20 protein-coding genes and 1 tRNA gene are annotated in these 22967 nt (G+C 49.2%); 14 read left to right on the forward strand and 7 right to left on the reverse strand.

What is annotated here, in order from left to right:
* Positions 1 to 146 precede the first annotated feature (146 nt).
* The 5 genes from GC128_RS12065 to yejF all read left to right on the forward strand — a co-directional run bounded on the left by GC128_RS12065 (position 147) and on the right by yejF (position 7408).
* Positions 147 to 1724 carry a cyclic di-GMP phosphodiesterase gene (locus tag GC128_RS12065; protein ID WP_151994502.1) on the forward strand — a complete coding sequence of 526 codons (1578 nt, stop codon included), beginning with the start codon at positions 147 to 149 and terminating at the stop codon, positions 1722 to 1724.
* Positions 1725 to 1880: 156 nt separating this feature from the next.
* The gene (locus GC128_RS12070; RefSeq protein ID WP_151994503.1) at positions 1881 to 3689 is read left to right on the forward strand and encodes an extracellular solute-binding protein; all 1809 of its coding nucleotides are present in this window, start codon (positions 1881 to 1883) and stop codon (positions 3687 to 3689) included.
* 8 nt (positions 3690 to 3697) lie between these two features.
* Positions 3698 to 4795, forward strand: a complete 1098-nt coding sequence (locus GC128_RS12075; protein WP_151994504.1) for a microcin C ABC transporter permease YejB — start codon at positions 3698 to 3700, stop codon at positions 4793 to 4795.
* Positions 4792 to 5817 (forward strand): microcin C ABC transporter permease, encoded by a 1026-nt coding sequence (locus GC128_RS12080; protein ID WP_151994505.1) that lies wholly within the window; start codon positions 4792 to 4794, stop codon positions 5815 to 5817. Before GC128_RS12075 ends, GC128_RS12080 begins: the two co-directional genes overlap by 4 nt.
* A 1-nt stretch (position 5818) precedes the next feature.
* Complete coding sequence (gene yejF / locus GC128_RS12085) at positions 5819 to 7408, forward strand: microcin C ABC transporter ATP-binding protein YejF (protein ID WP_151994506.1); 1590 nt, start codon at positions 5819 to 5821, stop codon at positions 7406 to 7408.
* Between the two features lie 16 nt (positions 7409 to 7424).
* Here the strand turns inward: yejF and GC128_RS12090 are convergent, their stop codons facing one another.
* From GC128_RS12090 to rsuA, 3 genes are all read right to left on the reverse strand, one after another.
* A complete protein-coding gene (locus tag GC128_RS12090; protein ID WP_064512557.1) occupies positions 7425 to 7772 on the reverse strand; it encodes a YejG family protein in 348 nt (115 codons plus the stop codon).
* 345 nt (positions 7773 to 8117) lie between these two features.
* A complete protein-coding gene (locus GC128_RS12095) occupies positions 8118 to 9314 on the reverse strand; it encodes a Bcr/CflA family multidrug efflux MFS transporter (protein ID WP_064512559.1) in 1197 nt (398 codons plus the stop codon).
* A gap of 15 nt (positions 9315 to 9329) precedes the next feature.
* Positions 9330 to 10037: a 16S rRNA pseudouridine(516) synthase RsuA gene (gene rsuA / locus GC128_RS12100; RefSeq protein ID WP_151994507.1), complete on the reverse strand. Its 708-nt coding sequence runs from the start codon at positions 10035 to 10037 to the stop codon at positions 9330 to 9332.
* Positions 10038 to 10222: 185 nt separating this feature from the next.
* On the opposite strand from rsuA, the gene GC128_RS12105 reads away from it, so the two are divergent.
* Both GC128_RS12105 and rplY read left to right on the forward strand, forming a co-directional pair.
* Positions 10223 to 11983 (forward strand): DEAD/DEAH box helicase, encoded by a 1761-nt coding sequence (locus GC128_RS12105; RefSeq protein WP_151994508.1) that lies wholly within the window; start codon positions 10223 to 10225, stop codon positions 11981 to 11983.
* A 125-nt stretch (positions 11984 to 12108) separates the two neighbouring features.
* Positions 12109 to 12393: a 50S ribosomal protein L25 gene (rplY, locus tag GC128_RS12110; RefSeq protein WP_034497069.1), complete on the forward strand. Its 285-nt coding sequence runs from the start codon at positions 12109 to 12111 to the stop codon at positions 12391 to 12393.
* A gap of 49 nt (positions 12394 to 12442) precedes the next feature.
* Here rplY and yejK read toward each other — a convergent pair whose 3' ends face one another.
* Positions 12443 to 13450, reverse strand: coding sequence for a nucleoid-associated protein YejK (gene yejK / locus GC128_RS12115; protein ID WP_151994509.1), 1008 nt, complete (start codon positions 13448 to 13450; stop codon positions 12443 to 12445).
* A gap of 200 nt (positions 13451 to 13650) precedes the next feature.
* Here yejK and GC128_RS12120 point away from each other — a divergent pair, with 200 nt between their 5' ends.
* From GC128_RS12120 to GC128_RS12130, 3 genes are all read left to right on the forward strand, one after another.
* Positions 13651 to 13878 carry a YejL family protein gene (locus GC128_RS12120; RefSeq protein ID WP_034458713.1) on the forward strand — a complete coding sequence of 76 codons (228 nt, stop codon included), beginning with the start codon at positions 13651 to 13653 and terminating at the stop codon, positions 13876 to 13878.
* A 19-nt stretch (positions 13879 to 13897) separates the two neighbouring features.
* Positions 13898 to 15664, forward strand: a complete 1767-nt coding sequence (yejM, locus tag GC128_RS12125) for an LPS biosynthesis-modulating metalloenzyme YejM (protein ID WP_151994510.1) — start codon at positions 13898 to 13900, stop codon at positions 15662 to 15664.
* A 77-nt stretch (positions 15665 to 15741) separates the two neighbouring features.
* Positions 15742 to 15818, forward strand: a tRNA-Pro gene (locus tag GC128_RS12130).
* 91 nt (positions 15819 to 15909) lie between these two features.
* On the opposite strand, the gene GC128_RS12135 is transcribed toward GC128_RS12130, so the two are convergent.
* Both GC128_RS12135 and umuD read right to left on the reverse strand, forming a co-directional pair.
* On the reverse strand, positions 15910 to 17175 hold the full coding sequence (locus GC128_RS12135) for a Y-family DNA polymerase (RefSeq protein WP_151994534.1): 1266 nt from the start codon (positions 17173 to 17175) through the stop codon (positions 15910 to 15912).
* Positions 17175 to 17531 (reverse strand): translesion error-prone DNA polymerase V autoproteolytic subunit, encoded by a 357-nt coding sequence (gene umuD, locus GC128_RS12140; protein WP_151994511.1) that lies wholly within the window; start codon positions 17529 to 17531, stop codon positions 17175 to 17177. Before umuD ends, GC128_RS12135 begins: the two co-directional genes overlap by 1 nt.
* Before the next feature lie 247 nt (positions 17532 to 17778).
* Between umuD and GC128_RS12145 the strand changes: the two genes are divergently transcribed.
* On the forward strand, positions 17779 to 19059 hold the full coding sequence (locus GC128_RS12145) for a DUF445 domain-containing protein (RefSeq protein WP_151994512.1): 1281 nt from the start codon (positions 17779 to 17781) through the stop codon (positions 19057 to 19059).
* 32 nt (positions 19060 to 19091) lie between these two features.
* Here the strand turns inward: GC128_RS12145 and GC128_RS12150 are convergent, their stop codons facing one another.
* A complete protein-coding gene (locus tag GC128_RS12150) occupies positions 19092 to 19241 on the reverse strand; it encodes an AcrZ family multidrug efflux pump-associated protein (RefSeq protein WP_064512573.1) in 150 nt (49 codons plus the stop codon).
* 128 nt (positions 19242 to 19369) lie between these two features.
* Here GC128_RS12150 and modE point away from each other — a divergent pair, with 128 nt between their 5' ends.
* The 3 genes from modE to galE all read left to right on the forward strand — a co-directional run bounded on the left by modE (position 19370) and on the right by galE (position 22959).
* A complete protein-coding gene (gene modE / locus GC128_RS12155; RefSeq protein WP_151994513.1) occupies positions 19370 to 20161 on the forward strand; it encodes a molybdenum-dependent transcriptional regulator in 792 nt (263 codons plus the stop codon).
* Positions 20162 to 20237: 76 nt separating this feature from the next.
* Positions 20238 to 21707 (forward strand): molybdate ABC transporter ATP-binding protein ModF, encoded by a 1470-nt coding sequence (modF, locus tag GC128_RS12160; protein WP_151994514.1) that lies wholly within the window; start codon positions 20238 to 20240, stop codon positions 21705 to 21707.
* 235 nt (positions 21708 to 21942) lie between these two features.
* Positions 21943 to 22959 carry a UDP-glucose 4-epimerase GalE gene (galE, locus tag GC128_RS12165; protein ID WP_151994515.1) on the forward strand — a complete coding sequence of 339 codons (1017 nt, stop codon included), beginning with the start codon at positions 21943 to 21945 and terminating at the stop codon, positions 22957 to 22959.
* Positions 22960 to 22967: the final 8 nt, after the last annotated feature.

The raw sequence follows: 22967 nt of genomic DNA on the forward strand, positions 1-22967 counted from the left end.
TTGCCTGAAATTCATCCAGTTAAATAATTCTAAAATGATGATGGTTTTCGTTCGAAACTTTATGACGCATTGATCGTTTTTGCGTTATAGTCCAAAAAAACGCAAATAAACAATCAGTCTCTTGCGCCTGCAGGAACCATTCATACATGTTTTCTAAAAATATTTTCTCACGTTACTTTACCTCTGTCCGGCAAATAGCCGCCTTCAGTATTTTGGCCGGCGTGCTTGCCGCGCTATTGATTGGCGGAATAACTAGCCTGACATTGCACAGCAAGCGTGAAGCCAGCTACGACACACTAACTGAAGATATGCGTGAATATCTCAGCACCTTTTTCCAGGACCTCCAATCGACTATCAGCGGCATTCAACCGTTAACCCTTTCAGACTGCCATCAAGTCTCCGGCGAATTAACCGCGCGCGCAGCCTTTAACGCTAACGTTCGCGCCTTTGCATTAGTTCGTAACGGCAATGCCTACTGTTCCTCGGCTACAGGCAGCATGTTGATGGAGATGCATCAGCTTTCCCCGGATATCGATATCAATAAAAATATCGATTTGGTTATCATGCTCGGTACCCCAATGATGCCCGGTAAGCCGACTATTGCCGCATGGTTTAAAAATCCGGTAATTGAGGGGCGTGGGGTTTTCGCCACCCTGAACGTAAATCTTACACCGTATCTATTGTTCACTACTCGCCAGAGCGACATGGTGTCGATGGCGATCATCGCTGGCGATAAAGCGCTAACCACAATATCCAGCAATGTGATGAATGCTGCGAGCCTACCGAAGCATCCTACGCGCGTGATAGTCATGGAAGACTTCCCCATCAAGATAGCGTTGTATGGCAAAACCTGGCCTGTAGAAGACATTCAAATCTCGATTCTGACCGGGCTCGTATTCGGCATCCTGGGTGGTGCGCTATGCGCCTATTTCCTGACGGTGCGCCTACGTTCCGGTAAAGAGATTTTGATGGGTATTAAACGCGGGCAATTTTATGTTGTATATCAGCCGGTAGTTGATGCCAAAGAGTTAAAAATGTCAGGCGTAGAAGTATTGATGCGCTGGAACCACCCAATTGCAGGGCCTATTCCTCCCGATGCATTTATTGCATTCGCCGAAGCACAGCAATTGATCGTTCCCCTCACCCGCCATTTGTTTGAATTGATTGCACGCGATGCCAAAAAGCTCCAGCACATCTTACCGGCTGGTGCGCGCCTCGGCGTTAATCTGGCTCCTAGCCATTTACACTCACCAACCTTTAAAGAAGATATTCAAGCCTTTGCCGCCTCATTGCCCCTTCATCATTTCCAGTTAATTTTCGAAATCACTGAACGAGATATGGTGAAAGAAAATGAAGCCAGCTGCCTGTTTACATGGATGAATGAGCAAGGATTTCAAACTGCAGTCGATGATTTTGGCACGGGGCACAGCGCACTTATCTATCTTGAACGCTTTAAGCTGGATTATCTGAAGATCGATCGCGGCTTTGTTAATTCTATAGGTTTAGAAACTGTAACATCCCCAGTACTTGATGCCGTATTAACCCTTGCTCGCAAGCTAAGCATGACGACAGTTGCAGAAGGTGTGGAAACACCTGAGCAAGCCAAATGGTTAATCGATCGAGGGGTGAATTATTTACAAGGCTACTATTTCGCCCGCCCACTCACTCTTGAACAATTGCAGTCATGGGGCGGTCAGCAAAAAACCTACGATGAACTTGCTTGAGCCCAGCCAACGCCGATGCTGCTTGAAGTATGGCGGCTATAACTTATGATTTATCATCATGGCGTTATAACGCGGCGGGGCGTTGCCTGGACACTGATATTGTTTCGGGATGAAATAATTAGGTAAGCTCCTCCCCAACAAGGATTGATCTATACGATGTTTGCCCGTATTTTCACCCTGCTGAGTCTTTGCCTGATTGCAGCCCCAGGCCTTGCTGAGAACATCAAGGAAAGCTACTCCTTTGCCGTTTTAGGGGAACCTAAATACGCCATCAACTTCACCCATTTTGATTATGTTAACCCTGCAGCTCCGAAAGGCGGGGATATCACGCTCTCGGCAATTGGCACCTTTGATAACTTCAACCGCTATGCTCTGCGCGGCAATCCGGGTGTAAGCACCGAAACCCTATATGACACGCTTTTTGCCAACGCCGATGACGAGCCGGGAAGCTACTACCCGCTGGTCGCTGAGATGGCGCGCTACCCAGATAACTTTGCGTGGGCTGAAATCGAAATTAATCCGCAGGCACGTTTTCATGATGGGACGCCCATAAAAGCCAGCGATGTAGCCTTTACCTTCAATAAATTTATGACCGAAGGCGTACCGCAATTTCGTCTGGTTTATAAGGGCGCAAAAGTGAGAGCAATTGCCCCTTTAACGGTACGCATTGAACTGGCAACACCCAGTAAAGAACGAATGTTAGGTTTGTTCTCACTACCTGTGCTCCCTGAAAAATTCTGGAAGAATCATAAACTCAGCGATCCTCTGTCTGCTCCCCCTCTGGCAAGTGGTCCCTACAAAATAACGGCCTGGCGTATGGGGCAATACATCACCTACTCACGTGTCAGGGATTACTGGGCCGCCAATTTGCCAGTTAACCGCGGGCGCTGGAATTTTGACTCCATTCGGTACGACTATTACCTCGACGACAACGTCGCTTTCGAAGCTTTCAAAGCCGGAGCGTTCGATTTTCGTAACGAAGTTTCAGCCAAAAACTGGGCCACGCGCTACATTGGAAAAAATTTCGCTAACCATTTCATCGTAAAAGAAGAACAGTCCAACGATGCGGCGCAAGATGCACGCTGGCTGGCATTTAACATTCAGCGTCCAATTTTTGAAAACCGGAAAGTACGCGAAGCGATTGGCCTGGCCTTTGATTTTGAGTGGATGAACAAAGCGCTTTTCTATGGCGCTTACAGTCGAGCAAACAGTTATTTCCAGAATACAGAATATGCCGCTCGTGATTACCCACATGCGGATGAGCTCATCCTCCTGGCGCCCATGAAAAAGGATTTACCGCCAGAAGTATTCACCAGCATCTACAACCCGCCAGAATCGAGCGGCAATGGTTTTGACCGAGAAAACCTGCTCAAAGCCATGACGTTGTTAAAAGAGGCTGGATGGGAGCTGAAAGACCAGAAACTCATCAATGTTGAAACAGGTAAACCCTTCACCTTCGAATTGCTGATAGGGGCTACCGGTAATACACAATGGGTTTTGCCGTTCCAGCATAATTTACAACGGTTGGGGATCACGATGGAGATTCGCCAGGTCGACAACTCGCAGCTTACTAACCGCATGCGCAAGAGGGATTACGATATGATCCCAACGCTTTATAGCGCCATGCCATATCCCAGTGCTGACGTGCAAATCGCATGGGCTTCGGAATACGTTGATTCCACATACAACGCCCCCGGAGTGAAAAGCCCGGTGGTTGACGAACTGATTTCTCAGATTGTTGCTAATCAAGGCGATAAACAAAAACTGCTTCCCTTAGGCAGGGCTCTGGATCGCGTACTGACATGGAATTACTACATGATCCCGATGTGGTACATGGCCGCAGATCGTTTCGCCTGGTGGAACAAGTTTTCAAAGCCGGCTATTCATCCGTTATACGCAACCGGGTTTGATACCTGGTGGTACGACGTCAATAAAGCCGCACAATTACCAGCCAACAGGCGTTAAGGGAATATATGGGAAGTTATCTGTTACGTCGCTTGTTGCTGATAATCCCCACGTTGTGGGCAATTATCACCATCAATTTTTTCATCGTACAGATAGCACCTGGCGGCCCTGTAGATCAGGCTATTGCAGCAATTCAGTTTGGCCATGGTTCGGGAATGCCGGGTATGAGTACTGACACTATGGGCAGCGGCCATGCGCGTGTTGGCGTGGGTAACGTTGGTGACAGCCAGTACCGAGGAGCTCGCGGTCTCGACCCGGAAGTGATTGCTGAAATCACTCATCGCTATGGTTTTGATAAACCGATCCATGAACGCTACTTCAAAATGCTTGGCGATTATTTGCGTTTTGACTTCGGTGAAAGCCTGTTTCGCAGCGCATCCGTTATCCATCTGATTAAAGAAAGCCTGCCGGTTTCTATCTCAATTGGCCTATGGAGCACGCTGATTATCTATATCGTGTCGATCCCACTCGGCATACGAAAAGCCGTCAGTAATGGCAGCAGTTTTGATATCTGGAGTAGCACTTTTATTATCATTGGCTACGCCATTCCCGCATTCTTATTCGCAATTTTGCTGATTGTATTGTTTGCCGGTGGCAGTTATCTGGACTGGTTCCCACTACGCGGGTTGGTGTCGACCAATTTCGATACCTTACCGTGGTACGGGAAAATTATTGACTACCTCTGGCACATCACCTTGCCGGTGCTGGCAACAGTGGTCGGAGGCTTTGCGACCTTAACCATGCTGACGAAGAACTCGTTTCTTGATGAAATTCGTAAACAATATGTGGTTACAGCCCGCGCTAAAGGGCTGAGTGAAAAGAAAATCCTCTATCGCCATGTTTTCCGCAACGCCATGCTTTTAGTGATTGCTGGCTTTCCTGCCACGTTCATCGGTATGTTTTTTACCGGTTCACTGCTAATCGAAGTGATGTTCTCGCTAAATGGCCTGGGTTTATTGGGCTATGACTCAACCATTTCACGCGATTACCCGGTGATGTTTGGCACACTATACATATTTACGCTCATTGGTTTGCTACTGAACATTTTGAGCGACATCACTTACACGCTGGTCGATCCGCGTATTGATTTTGAGGGGCGTGGATGAGTCGTTTAAGTCCTGTGACTCAGGCCCGTTGGGCTCGGTTTTGTCAAAATAAACGCGGCTACTGGTCGTTGTGGATATTCGCTGTTCTGTTTGTGCTTAGTCTCGGTTCAGAGCTTATTGCTAACGATCGTCCATTGGTCGTTCACTACCAGGAACGTCTCTATTTCCCATGTATTGCCAATTATAGTGAAAGTGATTTCGGCGGGCCTCTAGCAACCCCTGCTGATTATCAGGACCCGTGGCTTGCAGAACGCCTGAACCAAAAAGGTTGGGTAATCTGGGCACCGATTCGCTTTGGCTCTAGTGCTATTAACTTTGCTACCACTGTTCCCTTCCCTTCACCGCCAAGTTCTCAAAACTGGCTAGGGACTGACGCCAACGGTGGCGATGTACTGGCACGCATTCTCTACGGCACGCGCATTTCTATTCTTTTCGGGCTGATGCTGACACTCTTTTCCAGCGTGATTGGGATAGTTGCTGGTGCGGTTCAGGGCTATTACGGCGGGCGAGTAGATTTATGGGGGCAGAGATTTATCGAAGTGTGGTCCGGAATGCCGACACTGTTCCTGATAATCCTGCTTTCAAGCGTCATCCAGCCTAATTTCTGGTGGCTGTTGGGGATTACGGTGCTGTTTGGCTGGATGAGTCTGGTGGGAGTGGTTCGTGCAGAGTTTCTGCGCACCCGGAACTTCGATTACATTCGCGCGGCACAGGCAATGGGTGTCAGCGACAGGTCGATAATTACACGCCATATGCTGCCCAACGCCATGGTCGCCACCCTGACTTTCTTACCGTTTATTCTTTGCGGTTCCATTACTACCCTCACCTCACTGGATTTCCTGGGCTTCGGTTTGCCTCTTGGTTCCCCATCCCTCGGTGAGCTGTTGCTGCAAGGCAAAAATAACCTTCAGGCTCCGTGGCTTGGCATCACCGCATTTCTCTCGCTGGCACTATTGCTGACGTTACTTATTTTTATCGGCGAAGCAGTGCGCGACGCCTTCGATCCGAGCAAGGCGCACTGATATGACTACTCCACTGCTGTCCATAAAGAATTTATCCGTGGCTTTCCGAAGCGGCGACACCATTGCGCAAGTTGTGGACGATTTATCGCTCGAGGTGAATGCCGGTGAAACACTCGCGTTAGTCGGTGAATCAGGCTCAGGGAAAAGCGTCACGGCGTTATCGGTGCTGCGTCTGTTACCGGCACCGCCAGTTGTTTATCCGTCGGGTGAGATCTTCTTTAAAGGGCAGGAGTTATTACATGCTCCAGAACAGACGCTTCGAAGCGTACGTGGCAACAAAATCGCCATGATTTTTCAAGAGCCGATGGTTTCACTAAACCCGCTGCACAATATTGAAAAGCAGCTTTATGAAGTGTTATCGCTGCATCGTGGAATGCGCCGTGAAGCCGCTCGTGCTGAAATGCTAACGTGCCTGGACCGGGTTGGCATTCGTAATGCGGCAAACCGCTTAACTGATTTCCCCCACCAGCTTTCTGGTGGCGAGCGACAGCGCGTGATGATTGCCATGGCGCTGCTGACTCGCCCAGAATTACTTATTGCCGACGAGCCGACAACTGCTCTGGATGTCACGGTGCAGGCGCAAATTCTGCAATTACTCAAAGAGCTCAAACAAGAGCTGAATATGGGGTTGTTGTTCATTACCCATAATCTGAATATCGTCAAAAAGCTGGCGGATAACGTTGCTGTCATGCGCAACGGTAAATGTGTTGAACAAAACTCCGCAACTAAACTGTTATCTGCACCGCAGCATCCTTACACGCAACAACTGCTGGACGCCGAGCCCACGGGTAGCCCACGTCCCGTAGATGAGAGCAGCAAGCCGCTATTGACCGTTCAAGGTTTGCAGGTCGCCTTCCCTATTCGCCGCGGGTTGCTTAAGAAAACCATCGGTTATAACTACGGAATAAAAGACCTAAGTTTTACGCTGCGTGCCGGTGAAAGCATCGGTCTGGTTGGGGAGTCAGGATCAGGTAAAAGTACCACTGGGCTTGCGTTGCTACGCCTAATTAATTCCAACGGTGAGATATGGTTTGATGGCAAGCCACTGCATGAGCTTAATCGCAAAAAGCTGCTACCACTGCGTCGACGTATTCAGGTCGTTTTCCAGGATCCAAATTCATCGTTGAACCCACGTCTGGATGTTTTGCAGATAATTGAAGAAGGTTTACGCGTGCATCAGCCTGCGTTAACTGCGGCAGAACGTGAGCAAAGAGTCATAGTGGCTATGCAGGAGGTGGGGTTAGATCCGCAAACAATGCATCGTTATACGGCAGAATTTTCTGGCGGACAAAGACAGCGTATCGCCATTGCCAGAGCGCTGATTTTACAACCTGAGCTAATCATTCTTGATGAACCGACTTCTTCGCTCGACCGCTCCGTACAAGCACAAATACTCGCGTTGCTGAAGTCGTTACAAGAAAAGCATCAGTTGGCCTACATTTTTATCAGCCATGACTTGCGAGTAGTGAAGTCGTTATGCCATCAGGTCGTTGTACTGAGGCAGGGAGAAGTAGTTGAACAAGGAGCATGCCAGCAAATTTTTGCAGCACCTCAGGCGGAATACACACGCCAGTTACTCGCGCTTGCTTGATTTGCAAGCTTAAGAATCAAAAGGGATTCGTGCTGGAGAAAGATTCAGCAATAGCCACGCCGAAGTTCTTAAGTCTGCACGTTGCAGTTTGCTCATCCTGACGATTAACAAACAGGCATGGCTGACCTTCACATTCCACGACGGCAGAATCCACTTCGATATCTCTCAGCGCCAGGCTTAATTTGTGCATGGTCGGCCAGGCAGAATCACTATTGTTATCGCTTAGTAATTTCAGGCCAATCAGACAATTTTCAGCGTTCTGACCATTTTGCGGAATCGGTTCAACTCTGGAACCTGCAAAACCCGCCAACCAACGATATCTATGTGGTAAGCGATGAACAATGGAAAGCTGTAAAGTATTCACTGTGGTGTCCCCAAAAAATCCAAAATTATTTCACAAACAGTTTACATAAAGGTTAACACAATGTTGATGCTTTGTGTGTAAACAACCTAGAAACCGCTTACATCCGTTGTAATTATTTGTCTACCATTTCATATTTAGTGTTTTATTTTTGTGGTGCCGCACACATTTCGGCGCTATATGTAACGCTTTCTGCGATGTAACTCAACCTTTTTAACTACAAGAATGTGACTTTTTGTTGTTGATACGTTTACATTTGAGAAACAAATTGTAGGCGTTTGTGAGAGGATTTCGTTGATTTGGATTAAAGAACGGGCACCTGGCGATACCCGTTTACATACTTTAGGATTATTTAGTGGTTAAGCGCGGGCGGCTGGCGTAGAGATAGAACACAATGGAGCAAGTCGCGCACACGGCAATCGACCAAATCATCGGCCACGCAGAATTAAAAGTCGCAAAGGATAGCAGCGCGCCGGTTAATGCGCCGATACCGAAACGAAACGTGCCAGCCAGCGAAGAAGCTGTTCCCGCCATATGTGGAAACTCATCAAGAATTACCGCCATCGCGTTTGACGACACCATTGAAACGCACCCAACAAATGCCGCCACACCCAACACCATCGACCAAAAACCGAACCCCAGCATCGTACTAAGTACCAGCCAGATAGCCATAGCAAACTGGACAAACAACCCAAAGCGGAACATCGCCAGCGGGCCGAAACGACGTACGAAGCGGCTATTAATTAGCGTCATCACAATCAAGAACAAGATGTTAAGCGCGAAGTAGTAACCAAAATGCTGTGGCGCAACGTGATTGAGTTCAATGTAAACAAACGGGCCAGCGCTCAAAAATGAGAACATTGCTGCAAAGCTAAAACCGCTCGCCAACATATAGCTCAACACACGCTTATGACGGAATAACGTAGCGAAGTTACCTATCGTTGTGCGTAAGTGAAACTTCTGCCGACGTTCCACGGGTAGCGTTTCGTGGATCAGGAAGAAAATCATCGCTGATGCCAGAAGTGCTGCCAATGCCAGGATCCAGAAGATTGCATGCCAACTAAACCATACCAGCACTGCCCCACCTACCATCGGTGCTACAAGAGGTGCAATAGTGGTTATCAGCATGACGAACGACATCATGCGCGAGAACTCTTCTTTTGGATAAATATCGCGCATCAGGGCATTGATTACCACGCTTGCCGCAGCAGCAGAAAGGCCATGCAGAAAACGCATTGCAATCAGGTGATCAATCGTTTGTGAGAGCGCGCAAGCAATTGCCGCCGCAGCAAAGACAAGCGTACCGCCCAGCACCACTGGCTTACGGCCGATGCTGTCCGCCATCGGGCCATAAAATAGCTGACCGATAGCAAAACCAAGAATATAGGTACTTAACGTCATTTGCGCGCTGCCTGCTGGCACGCCAAACTCTGAGGCAATGACCGGCAGGGCCGGTAAATACATATCTATTGATAACGGCATTAACATGGCCAGCAGGCCAAGTATCACCACAATGCCAATAGACGAGTTTTGCTTGCTACTCAACACTTCCTCCTGGAATTAACGTGGTGGCATGCCAACACTGGTAACTTCTTCTTCGGTTAATGTGCGGTATTCGCCGGGTGCGAGATCTGCATCCATAGCAATTGCGCCAATACGTTCACGATGCAAGCCAACCACATGGTTGCCTACCGCCGCAAACATGCGTTTTACCTGGTGGTAACGGCCTTCGCTGATGGTCAAACGCACTTCAAGCGGAGTAATCACTTCAAGTGTGGCTGGCAGCGTAAGATCTTTTTCATTATGCAGTTGAACGCCAGCTGCAAATTGTTCTGCTGTGTCATCGGAGATCGGATTCTCAAGTGTCACCAGATAGGTTTTCTCACAATGATGACGCGGAGAAGTAATGCGGTGCGACCACTGACCATCATCGGTCATCAATACCAGACCGGTAGTGTCGATATCCAGACGCCCTGCTGCATGCAGTTTGTGCGCCATTGGCTCATCAAGGAAATACAGCACGGTTGGATGATCTGGGTCTTCTGTCGAACAAACATAACCCTGCGGCTTATTAAGCATAAAGTAGCGAGGGCCGACTTGCTGAGTCAGTGAACGACCATCAAACTCCACCTGGTGCTCAGGGTTCAGTTTAAAAGAAGCGTCACGCACCACTTCACCGTCAATCGTGACACGGCTTGCGCGGATTTCACGGCCAGAGATAGCACGGCTCACACCGAGCTGCTGAGAGATAAATTTATCGAGTCGCATTAAATATTGCCTGTTTCTAAGAGGTACCAGGACAAAACCGCTGGCCGGGCATCAGCCCGTTTATATGGGTAAAATTCGTTTGCCTGTTAATTAGTTTGCCAGTATAGCGAGATAGAAAAGTCTCTCAAGCTAAAACCCTGTTTCATGGCATAATCGCCGCTGATGTTTCACAGACCTGATCAATAATGTCCTTTACCTTACGCCCCTACCAACAAGAAGCAGTAGACGCCACGCTGCACTACTTCCGTAAAAACATCACCCCTGCGGTGATTGTGCTGCCTACGGGCGCGGGAAAAAGTCTGGTGATTGCCGAACTTGCCCGTGTGGCGCGAGGACGAGTGTTAGTACTTGCACACGTTAAAGAGCTGGTCGCGCAAAACCATGCAAAATATTGCGCGCTTGGCCTGGAAGCCGATATATTCGCTGCCGGTCTACAACGCAAAGAGAGCAATGGAAAAGTCGTTTTCGGCAGCGTGCAATCCGTAGCCCGCAATCTTGAGCAATTCCACGGCGAGTTTTCGTTGCTGATTGTCGATGAATGCCACCGCATTGGTGATGCCGACGATAGCCAGTACCAGCAAATCCTCGCACATTTACGCACGGCAAATCCTAAACTGCGTCTGCTTGGCCTGACCGCAACACCCTATCGGCTCGGGAAAGGCTGGATCTACCATTTTCACTATCACGGCATGGTTCGCGGCAATGAAAAAGCCCTGTTCCGTGACTGCATTTACGAATTACCGCTGCGTTACATGATTAAGCACGGCTATTTAACGCCACCCGAGCGCCTCGATATGCCCGTGGTGCAGTACGATTTTAGCCGCTTGCAGGCACAATCGAACGGTTTATTCAGCGAAGCCGACCTTAACCGTGAACTGAAACAGCAAAAGCGTATTACCCCACATATCGTCAGCCAGATTGTTGAGTTTGCCGCCGACAGGCGCGGCGTGATGGTTTTTGCCTCAACCGTTGAGCACGCCAAAGAAGTCACCGCGCTGCTGCCTAAAAACGATGCGGCTCTGATTACCGCAGATACCCCAAGCCCTGCCCGCGATACATTAATCGAAGCATTTAAAAACCAGCAATTCCGTTTCCTGGTTAACGTTTCCGTGCTCACCACCGGCTTTGACGCACCGCATGTCGATTTGATTGCTATTTTGCGCCCGACAGAGTCTGTCAGCCTTTATCAACAAATTGTTGGTCGTGGTTTGCGCCTGGCTCCCGGTAAAAAAGATTGCTTGATACTGGATTACGCCGGAAATCCCCATGATCTATTCACTCCAGAAGTCGGCGCGGCGAAAGGTAAAAGCGATAACGTGCCCGTGCAGGTTTTCTGCCCTTCATGCGGTTTTGCCAACACGTTCTGGGGCAAGACCACCAGCGACGGCAAGTTAATTGAACACTTTGGCCGCCGCTGCCAGGGCTGGTTTGAAGATGACGACGGCGCACGCGAACAATGTGATTACCGCTTCCGTTTCAAAAATTGTCCGCAATGTAATGCAGAGAACGATATTGCCGCCCGTCGCTGCCACCAGTGTGACCATGTTCTGGTCGATCCCGACGATATGTTAAAAGCCGCGCTGAAATTGAAAGATGCCCTGGTGCTGCGCTGTGGCGGAATGACGCTGCAACACGGTGGCGACGAAAAAGGTGACTGGCTGAAGATTACCTATTTTGATGAAGATGGCGCAGATGTCAGTGAGCGCTTCCGCCTGCAAACACCCGCCCAACGTATGGCTTTCGAGCAGCTATTTATTCGGCCACACAACCGTGCACCAGGCGTGCCGCTACGTTGGATAAACGCCGCTGATGTTGTGGCTCAGCAATCAGCACTTCGCCACCCGGATTTTGTCGTCGCACGCAAGAACGGCAACTTCTGGAATGTGCGGGAAAAGGTATTTGATTACGAAGGACGCTTCCGCCGGGCAAATGAATTACGTGGCTAAAGGTTCTTTTAATTGCTGATGTCGCGTGGAATGGCTATAATGCGCCCGCTTTTGCATCCGCAAAGCAGATCACTTACCTGTTGCTGGGTCGCCTGTAACAGGATTATTTAAGAGAGAAACAGTTAATGTTTACTATCAATGCAGTAGAACGCAAAGAGCAGGGCAAGGGTGCGAGCCGCCGCCTGCGTGCAGCTAACAAATTCCCGGCAATCATCTATGGTGGTTCCGAAGCTGCGATCTCTATCGAACTGGATCACGACAACGTAATGAACCTGCAAGCTAAACCAGGTTTCTACGAAGAAGTTCTGACTCTGGTTGTAGACGGTAAAGAAGTTAAGGTTAAAGTTCAGGCTGTTCAGCGTCACCCGTTCAAGCCAAAACTGAGCCACATCGACTTCGTTCGCGCTTAATCGCGAATTTAGTTCGAAAAAAAACCCGCTTCGGCGGGTTTTTTTATGGCTATTTTCCAGAACTGCGACGTTGTAACTGGTCGCGCAGATTCGGTGGCGTGCCCTTAATGGTCAGCGTGTCAGTCGCTGGATCCCAGTAAATACGCTCACCAAGTAGCATCGCATCAAAACTAATCGTTAACCCACCACCGCTACCGGCGAATTTGGTTAACTGGCGCAATGTTCCACGGTCAGCTGGGAAACTTTCTTCAAGTTCATAGCCTTTATCAGCGGTGAACTGCTGGAAGTTTTTGTCGTCAACAGCCCAGGGTAACTCGTCTGCAAGGGAAGAAAGTTCGATCTCTTCTCCCGCCTGGAGTTGCTCGTTACAGTAGGCATAAACCTGCTGACGTGCGGCCTGACGTTCGTTTTTATCCAGTTGCGCTTCGTTGGTGAAATCATCCAGCGCTTGCAACAAACCTTTGTTTTGCGCTTTGGCGTTTAAACCTTCGCTGGCACCGAGGAAATCCATAAAGAAATCGGACACTTTGCGCCCCACTCGCCCTTTAAGGAAAGTCAGGTAACGCGTAGATTCCGGGTTGGTTTCCCATTCGGTCAGATCAATACGCGCCACGATATCGGCGTGGTTGATGTCCAGATGGTGCGTGGAACTGATATCCAGCTCTTCGTTGACGCGCATACTGCTTAAATTGTTCAGCACCGCTACCAGTAAATATTCCACCGCTAGGTAGCGGTATTCGCAAAACAGCACAATGCCGCCATCAGCAAATGGATATTTTGCCAGCTCATCACGCAAACGTCCGGTCGCAGCACGGCTGAAGGCGAGGAAATCCTCGTCACCTTTACGCTGTGAACGCAGCGCTTGCGCTAATTCACTCTCTTCGCTGAACAGACCATATGCTTTATTTTTTGCACTATATACGCGGTGCAATTCGGCCATCATTTCTTCTACGGCGCCGTTCGTTGCCAACAGAGAATCACGCAGCACGACTTCAAGTGTCTGTTCGCCGCGTTTGATCAACTGGTGTAAGGCAATCTGGTTGATATCCAGACTCATGATAAACTCTCCTTTTAAACTCGGCGGTATTCAACCATTGCCAGAAGCCTTGTGCAACCTCCCCTAAATAATTCGGGCGGCAAGAAGGCAGCCAACGCACGTGCAGCTTGAAGTATGAAGGGGAAAGATAAAAAAGCAGAAAAACAGGTCCTTCTACGGTAAGATAACGCCCTTTCCTGAATCTAATTGATTGTTAATTTATGCCACAAATATCCCGTTATAGTGACGAACGCGTCGAAGAACTGTTGAGTGAACTGGCTAGCGTGCTGGAAAAGCACCAAACGCCAACCGATCTTTCCCTGATGGTGCTGGGAAATATGGTCACCAACCTGATTAATACCAGCGTAGCTTCTGCTCAACGCCGCTCTCTAGCTCGCTCTTTCGCAGAGGCACTGCAAGCCTCCGTGAGCGAAGACAAAGCTCATTAAGGGATTGTAGTTACACGTTATGGTGACTAATCGTCAGCGCTACCGCGAAAAAATTTCCCAGATGGTCAGTTGGGGACATTGGTTCGCCCTGTTCAATATCCTGCTGGCAACGCTGCTGGGTAGCCGCTATCTATTTGTCGCTGACTGGCCGGCAACACTCACGGGTCGTATTTATTCCTGGTTGAGTGTTATCGGTCATTTTAGTTTTGTGGTTTTCGCCACTTACCTTCTGATTCTCTTCCCGCTGACCTTCGTTGTTATGTCACAGCGCCTGATGCGCTTTATCTCGGCAGCGCTTGCTACCGCAGGCATGACACTTCTGCTTATCGACAGCGAAGTCTTTACTCGCTTCCATCTCCATCTTAATCCGATTGTCTGGGAACTGGTGATTAACCCCGACCAGAGTGAAATGGCGCGAGATTGGCAGCTGATGTTTATCAGCGTACCGGTAATTTTATTGATTGAAATGCTGTTTGCGACCTGGAGCTGGCAGAAACTGCGCAGCCTGGGGCGTCGTAAACATTATGCAAAACCTGTTGTTGTGCTGTTCTTCGTCGCATTCTTCAGCAGCCATATTATGTATATCTGGGCTGATGCGAATTTCTATCGCCCGATTACCATGCAGCGTGCCAACTTGCCGCTCTCCTATCCAATGACAGCCCGTCGTTTCCTCGAAAAACATGGCCTGCTGGATGCGAAGGAGTACCAACGTCGACTGGTGGAACAGGGTAATCCTGAAGCTGTATCAGTACAGTACCCACTTAGCGATCTGCAATTCCGTGATATGGGCGCGGGCCACAATGTATTGCTGATTACCGTCGATGGTCTGAACGCTGAATACGCCCCGAAAAACTTGCCAAATCTCAACGAATTTGCCGCCAGCAACATTAACTTCAAGCAACATATGAGTGCAGGTAACGGTACCGACAGCGGTATTTTTGGCCTGTTCTATGGGATTTCGCCTGCGTATATGGACGGTGTTTTATCAGCCCGAATCCCAGCAGCATTAATTACTGCCTTGAACCAACAAGGTTATCAATTGGGGCTTTTCGCTTCCGATGGTTTTGACTCGTCGATGTACCGCCAGGCCCTGTTGTCTGACTTCTCTTTACCTTCAGCGCAGAGCCAATCTGACGGACAAACAGCCTCACAATGGATTAACTGGCTGACGCAGTACGCATCTGATGACAACCGTTGGTTTTCGTGGGTTGCCTTTAACGGCACCAGCATCACGGCAGATACTAATCAGCAAGCCTTTGCTCGCCGCTATGCGCGCGCAGCGGGTAACGTTGATGAACAAATCAAACGTGTGCTTGATGCGCTGGAAGCCTCAGGCAAGCTCCAGAATACAGTTGTGATTATTACCGCAGGCCACGGTGTGCCTCTTGGCAAAGAGCAGCAAGACTCCTTCGCATGGTCACGTTCGCGAATTCAGGTGCCACTGGTTATCCATTGGCCGGGCACACCTGCACAGACCATTACGAAGCTCACCGATCACCAGGATGTCATGACAACGCTGATGCAGCGCCTGCTTCATGTCAAAAACCCAGCGAATGAGTATTCACAAGGTGAAGACTTGTTTGCCGCAACACGCCGTAATAACTGGGTAGTTGGTGCTGATAACAACAGTCTTGCGATTACTTTGCCGACCATGACGCTGGTGCTTGATAACAATGGCAACTACCGGATGTACGATTTGAAAGGCGAAAGCATCAAAGAAACCAAGCCTCAACTTGGGTTATTGCTGCAAGTGCTAACTGATGAGAAGCGCTTTATTGCCAACTGATTGTATATTTATGAAACAGTTAGCAATAAGCCGTCTTGCAAATGATCGCCAGATAAGTAGTATTATTTTTTATGCTTCGGCACGTAGCGCAGCCTGGTAGCGCATCGTCATGGGGTGGCGAGGGTCGAGAGTTCGAATCTCTCCGTGCCGACCAGCAACCTCTTAGAAAGCAGCCTGTTATGGCTGCTTTTTTATGTCTGTATTTTGAGCTAAGGGAAACTGTCCAGCCACTTTCTCGCCCTTTATTACACCCTCAATACATCTGAAGCTCGAGTCGTATAACGCGGTGACAACATCGCTCTTTTCATCTGCCATGGCTGCTCAATCCCCTGCCCTGCAAAATAGATAGTCCCTTTACCTTTCTTCTGATTAATGCCGTCTATCACCTGCATCAGCATTTCGCTGTTGGCCCGTGGTGGGTTTTCATCAAACAGATTAAGTTGCGCGATGCCCTGGCTAAAAAAATCGCCCAGCATAACCCCGCCTTTTTGATAATGCTGGCCACTTCTCCAGATAGCTTCCAGGCAGCGCGTGGCGGCAGCGATAATATCTCGGGTATCCTGCGTAGGCGTCAGCAATTTCACCATCGCCTGGTTGCCATAGTAGGGTTCATTCGCAGAGAAAGCTGATGTTTTGACGAAGGCAGAAATATGTCGGCAATACTGGTGCTCAGCTCTGAGTTTTTCTGCGGCGCGTGCCGCATAACTACAAATAGCCTGACGCATATGTTCGTACTCGGTAAGCCGCTCGCCAAAGGAGCGAGAGCAAATAATTTCCTGTTTTGTCGGCGCAAACTCTTCAAACCCCAGGCAAGATTCACCGCGCAGTTCACGTACCGTACGCTCCAGCACAACAGTAAAGTGTTTACGAATAAAACGAATATCCGCATCCGCCAGCTGTAGTGTGGTTTTAATACCCATGGCATCAAGCTTTTTACTGATTCGGCGACCAATTCCCCAGACTTCACTAACCGGAAACGCCGCCATTAATTGGCGTTGCCGCTCGCGACCAGACAGATCAACAACACCACCCGATTCTAGCGGCCACTTTTTCGCTGCGTGGTTCGCAAGCTTCGCCAAAGTTTTTGTCTGGGCTATTCCCACGCCCACTGTTAAATGCGTGCGTTGCAAAAGAACGTCACGAATCTCACGGCCAAATTCTTTCAGATTGCGACAATTTCGCACCCCAGAAAGATCGCAAAAAGCTTCATCAATGGAGTAAACCTCAACACGCGGGCATATTTCCTCCAGCGTCGTCATCACCCGATAAGACATATCAGCGTAGAGTTCGTAATTACTGCTGAAGGCAACGACACCTTTTTGCCGGAAAAGATCCTTCTGCTTGAAATACGGCCCTCCCATTTGCACACCACAGTTTTTAGCCTCGGCATTACGCGCAATAATGCAGCCATCGTTATTACTTAGCACAACCACTGGCTTGCCTTTCAGATCGGGCCGAAAGATGGCTTCACAGCTCGCGTAAAAACTATTCACGTCCACCAGAGCAAACATCATTCACTCGCCGATTTCACAATGAAAGTGACGACGCCAAATATCTCTAGCGCTTCATCGGTTCCGATAAAGGTAGGTTTGTAGGCACGATTGAGTGGCATTAACTGAATCACCGGCCGAAGCTGTAACTGCCTGACAATAAATTCGCCATTGATTGCTGCAATCACAATATTGTTATGCACCGCCGTTTTAGCGCTATCGACCACCAGTAAATCATCCTTACCGATTCCACCGTTGATCATCGAATCATCCGAAGCCCGCACAAAATACGTGGCTGTAGGGTGTTTAACCAGCAAGTCATGAAGATTAATGCTCTGCTCGGCATAATCCTGCGCCGGTGATGGAAAGGCGCCCATGGTTATGCTCCATCACTTGCTGATAAACCAAAAACAAAAAGAGTCAGCGCTGCCATATAATCCCCCAACAAGAATAACTGTATATATATACAGTATCGCTAAATGAGCGCACCAGGCAAGTCGCTTGCAAAAAGATTTTTATAACAATTTGAGGAGGTGGGAAATTTAGTTAATCGAAATCGATCGAGATGAATCTCACCCCAAATTTGCCCTACCGCTTCAGTCCTCACCGTTCTATGCTTAGTTGATGGAGAAAATGACTGAACTGAAACGCACCAAGCGCCTTGCGCTTTCCTTGCTGCTGATTGCGGCTGTGACTTTTGTGATAACCCTCTTTTTGCCACCGGGATTCTGGGTTAGCGGCTTAAAAGCGATTGCTGAAGCCGCTATGGTCGGTGCACTCGCTGACTGGTTTGCCGTTACCGCGTTGTTTCATCGCGTGCCGATTCCTTTTATTTCCCGCCATACGGCAATTATTCCTCGTAACAAAGACCGCATTGGTGAAAACCTGGGCATCTTTGTGCAGGAAAAGTTTCTTGATACTCAATCACTCATAGCGCTGATTCGCCGCCATGAACCGACGCATATGATTGGCCAGTGGTTCAGCAAACCCGACAATGCGCAGCGCGTTGGGCAGCATTTGCTGCAAGTGATGAGCGCGTTTTTGGACTTAACAGACGATGCGCGTATTCAGCGTTTAATCCGCCAGGCGGTACATAAGGCAATTGATAAAGTCGATTTAACGCATTCAAGTGCTCTGCTGCTGGAAAGTCTGACCAAAAATAACCGCCATCAGGAATTGCTCGACGCCGTGATTGCTCAAATGCTCACGCTGATTAAGCGTGACAGTACGCGGGCGTTTATTGCCCACCAGATTGTGCGCTGGCTGGAAACGGAGCACCCACGTAAAGCCAGCATTCTGCCGACAGAATGGCTGGGGGAACATAGCGCCCAGTTGGTTTCCAATGCGGTGAACTCGTTTCTCGATGATGTCAGCCACGATCAGGGCCATCAGATTCGCCAGGCATTCGACCGCGCTACATTAAAGCTTATCGAGAATCTTAAGCACTCGCCGCAGATGGCGGAAAAAGCAGACAGCATCAAGAGTTATTTGAAAGAGGATGAGGCGTTTAACCGCTATCTGGGCGAACTTTGGGGCGATTTGCGGCAATGGCTGAAAGTTGATGTTAATGCTGAGGACTCGCGTGTGAAACAGCGAATTGCTGAGGCTGGACAATGGCTTGGGGAAACGCTAGTTGCTGACAGCGCGTTACGCGCTTCATTAAACGAGCATCTGGAGCAGGCAGTACAAAAGATTGCCCCTGAGTTTGCTACGTTCCTGACTCGCCATATTAGCGATACGGTGAAAAGCTGGGATGCGCAGGATATGTCGCGGCAAATCGAGCTGAATATCGGCAAGGATTTACAGTTTATCCGCATTAACGGCACGCTAGTTGGGGGATCAATCGGGCTGGTGTTGTACCTGCTATCGCAGATACCGGCGGTACTACCGTTGCTAAACTTCTAAAGAAAACGCCCGCATCAGCGGGCGTTAGAGAATCAATGGTTTTGTTTCGGTTGGTCGTTGTGACCGACTTTTGAGAAGACGTTAAAGACTTCACCCAATCCATAGATAAGTCCGAGGATCACCGCCATAACGATTGGCACCATGACCACGGCAAACACCAAGCTTTTCAATAACTCTAACATGGATGCCTCCAACAAAAGTGAGAGCGGCTATTCTAACGACCTGACAGAAAAACGCACTCTCCTTTTGTGCGATTTGCCCAACCCCACGCAATAGGGGAAAATGGCGTTTTCCTTATTACGGAGCGGTTATGCAAGCTGAAATTCTCCTGACGCTGAAACTCCAGCAGCGGCTGTTCGCCGATCCACGTCGTATCGCGCTACTTAAACAAATACAACATACCGGCTCAATTAGCCAGGGTGCGAAGCTTGCGGGCATCAGCTACAAAAGTGCCTGGGATGCCATCAATGAGATGAATCAGTTAAGCGATGAGACATTAGTTGAACGAGCAACAGGCGGTAAAGGCGGTGGCGGCGCGATACTTACACGTTATGGTGAACGTCTTATACAACTGTATGAACTGCTCGCGCAAATCCAACAAAAAGCCTTTGATGTGCTGCGTGATGACGCGCTACCACTCGATAGTCTACTCGCTGCAATTTCACGATTCTCATTGCAAACCAGCGCCCGTAATCAGCTTTTTGGCACTGTTCTGCATCGCAACAGCGAGCAAGTACAACAGCACGTCGATATCTTACTGGCTGATGGCACCACACGTTTGCAAGCAGCAATTACGCGTCAAAGCGCAGAACGCCTGGGTTTGAGCGAAGGCAAAGAAGTCCTTGTTTTGATTAAAGCGCCGTGGGTGGAAATCACCACCGATGCAAAACGTGCCAGCGGCGCAGACAACCAGCTCGCCGGCATTGTCAGCAATATTCAGCAAGGTGCGGAACAAAGTGAAGTTCTGGTGCAATTACCTGACGGGCAAACGCTGTGCGCTACCGTGCCAAATAATGTGGTGGAAATCCAGAAGCTGGTAGAAGGTGCTGAAGTCATAGCATTTTTTAATGCCGATCGCGTGATTATCGCCACTCTGTGCTAAAAAAACCTGGCGAATTGACAACAAGACAGGCAATCCGTAAATCTGAGTTTAATGACTGCAAAAAATGGGATGTTCTATGTCGACGTTGCAAATTTCGCAAGGGGTCTTTCACCTTAGCGATACCCGAACTCTGGCCCTCAATGATTTAACCATTAACGCCGGTGAAAGCTGGGCGTTTGTGGGTGCTAACGGTAGTGGGAAATCAGCCCTCGCCCGCGCACTTGCGGGTTCCCTGCCCGTACAGAAAGGCGAGCGCCAGTGCTCGTTTTCTCGTATTGCTCATCTTTCCTTTGAACAACTGCAAAAATTAGTCAGCGATGAATGGCAGCGCAATAACACTGACCTGTTAAGCCCGGACGAAGACGATACTGGACGCACGACGGCGGAAATTATTCAGGATGAAGTCAAAGATGAAAACCGCTGCCAGAAACTTGCCCAGCTTTTTGGCATTACACCGTTACTGACTCGCCGTTTTAAATACCTTTCAACCGGAGAGACGCGCAAAACGCTGCTCTGCCAGGCGCTGATGTCGCAGCCTGATTTGCTTATTCTCGACGAACCGTTTGACGGGCTGGATGTGCAGTCCCGTGAACAACTGGCAGGACTGTTGGGTGAACTAAGCACACAGGGTTACACCGTGGTGCTGGTGCTTAACCGCTTTGATGAAATCCCTGATTTTGTACAACATGCTGGCGTGCTGGCAGATTGTGCGCTGATTGAAGTGGGCGAAAAACAAAAACTGCTGGAACAAGCGTTAATCGCGCAGCTTGCCCGCAGCGAAAAACTAGCAGGCGTTGCGCTGCCGGAAGCTGATGACCCAAGTGCTCGTTACACTCTGCCTGCCGATCAGCCGCGCATTGTTTTGCGTGATGGTGTGGTGGAATATAATGACCGCCCTATCCTGCACAAGCTTTCCTGGACGGTAAATCCAGGGGAACACTGGCAGATTGTCGGCCCGAACGGTGCAGGAAAATCGACATTATTAAGCCTGGTCACGGGAGATCATCCCCAGGGATACAGCAACGATCTGACGCTGTTTGGCCGTCGGCGTGGCAGTGGCGAAACCATCTGGGATATCAAAAAGCATATTGGCTACGTCAGCAGTAACTTACATCTGGATTATCGCGTGAGCACCACAGTAAGAAACGTGGTTCTTTCGGGATATTTTGATTCGATTGGCATTTATCAGGCTGTTTCGGACCGCCAGCATAAACTTGCCCGCGAATGGCTGAATATGCTCGGCATGGATAACGCTATCGCTGATGCGCCATTCCACAGTCTGTCATGGGGCCAGCAGCGCCTTGCGTTGATTGCCCGTGCGTTGGTTAAACACCCAACGATATTGATTCTGGATGAACCACTACAAGGACTCGACCCTTTAAACCGTCAGTTAGTGCGTCGTTTCATTGATATTTTGATTGGTGAAGGTGAAACGCAATTACTGTTTGTCTCTCACCATGCCGAAGACGCGCCTGAATGCATCACTAAGCGGCTGACTTTCGTTGCCAGTGACGATGCTTATCGTTACGAGTTTGAAGATTTATAGCGCCTGAACGATAAATCCCTTTCCGCCGGGATGGCTAGGTTTTCGTTTAGCCATCCTACTTTCAGACAACCCGCAACATCCTCGTAGCTACCATTTGTTTTATAATCATTTTTACTACTAAAGGTCGCTGTTGAAATACTAGTGTAAACGATTCCACTAATTTATCCCATGTCACACTTTTGCCATCTCTGTTATGCTATGTTTAATACATACCATACGCGTAATGGAGAGCAAAATGAGAGTATTGGTAACAGGTGGTAGCGGTTACATAGGCAGTCATACCTGCGTGCAGTTACTGCAAAATGGTCATGATGTCGTGATTCTGGACAATTTGTGCAATAGCAAACGTAGTGTGCTGCCAGTCATTGAACGTCTTGGCGGCAAACACCCTCTGTTCATTGACGGTGATATCCGTGATGAAGCATTGCTGGCTGAAATTTTCCACGATCACCAAATTGATGCCGTAATCCATTTTGCCGGGCTCAAAGCCGTGGGCGAATCGGTTAACAAGCCGCTGGAATATTACGACAACAACGTTACCGGCACCTTGCGCCTGATTTCTGCCATGCGCGCGGCTAATGTCACCAACTTCATCTTCAGCTCATCCGCCACAGTTTATGGCGACCAGCCACAAATCCCTTACGTTGAAAGCTTCCCAACCGGTACACCTGCAAGCCCATATGGCCGCAGCAAGTTAATGGTTGAACAAATTCTGGCTGATTTGCAAAAAGCCCAGCCGAACTGGAGCGTGGCGCTGCTGCGTTACTTCAACCCGGTAGGTGCGCATCCGTCAGGCGATATGGGTGAAGACCCGCAAGGTATTCCAAACAACCTGATGCCGTACATTGCACAGGTTGCAGTAGGACGTCGTGATTCACTGGCAGTTTTTGGTAATGATTACCCGACCGAAGACGGCACTGGCGTGCGCGACTATATTCACGTTATGGATCTTGCCGATGGCCATGTTGCAGCAATGCAAACACTCCAAGGCAAGCCTGGCGTGCATATCTATAACCTCGGTGCAGGTATCGGTAGCAGCGTGTTGGACGTTATCAACGCCTTCAGTACCGCTTGCGGAAAGCCGGTCAATTATCACTTCGCCCCGCGCCGTGAAGGTGATCTCCCCGCTTATTGGGCTGATGCCACCAAAGCCGACAACGAACTTAACTGGCGTGTCAGCCGGACTCTGCAAGAAATGGCAGATGATACCTGGCGCTGGCAGTCTCGCCATCCTCAAGGTTATCCAGACTAAGGAAATGT

Source organism: Buttiauxella massiliensis (assembly GCF_902500225.1).
In the GTDB taxonomy this organism is placed as follows: Bacteria; Pseudomonadota; Gammaproteobacteria; order Enterobacterales; family Enterobacteriaceae; genus Buttiauxella; species Buttiauxella massiliensis.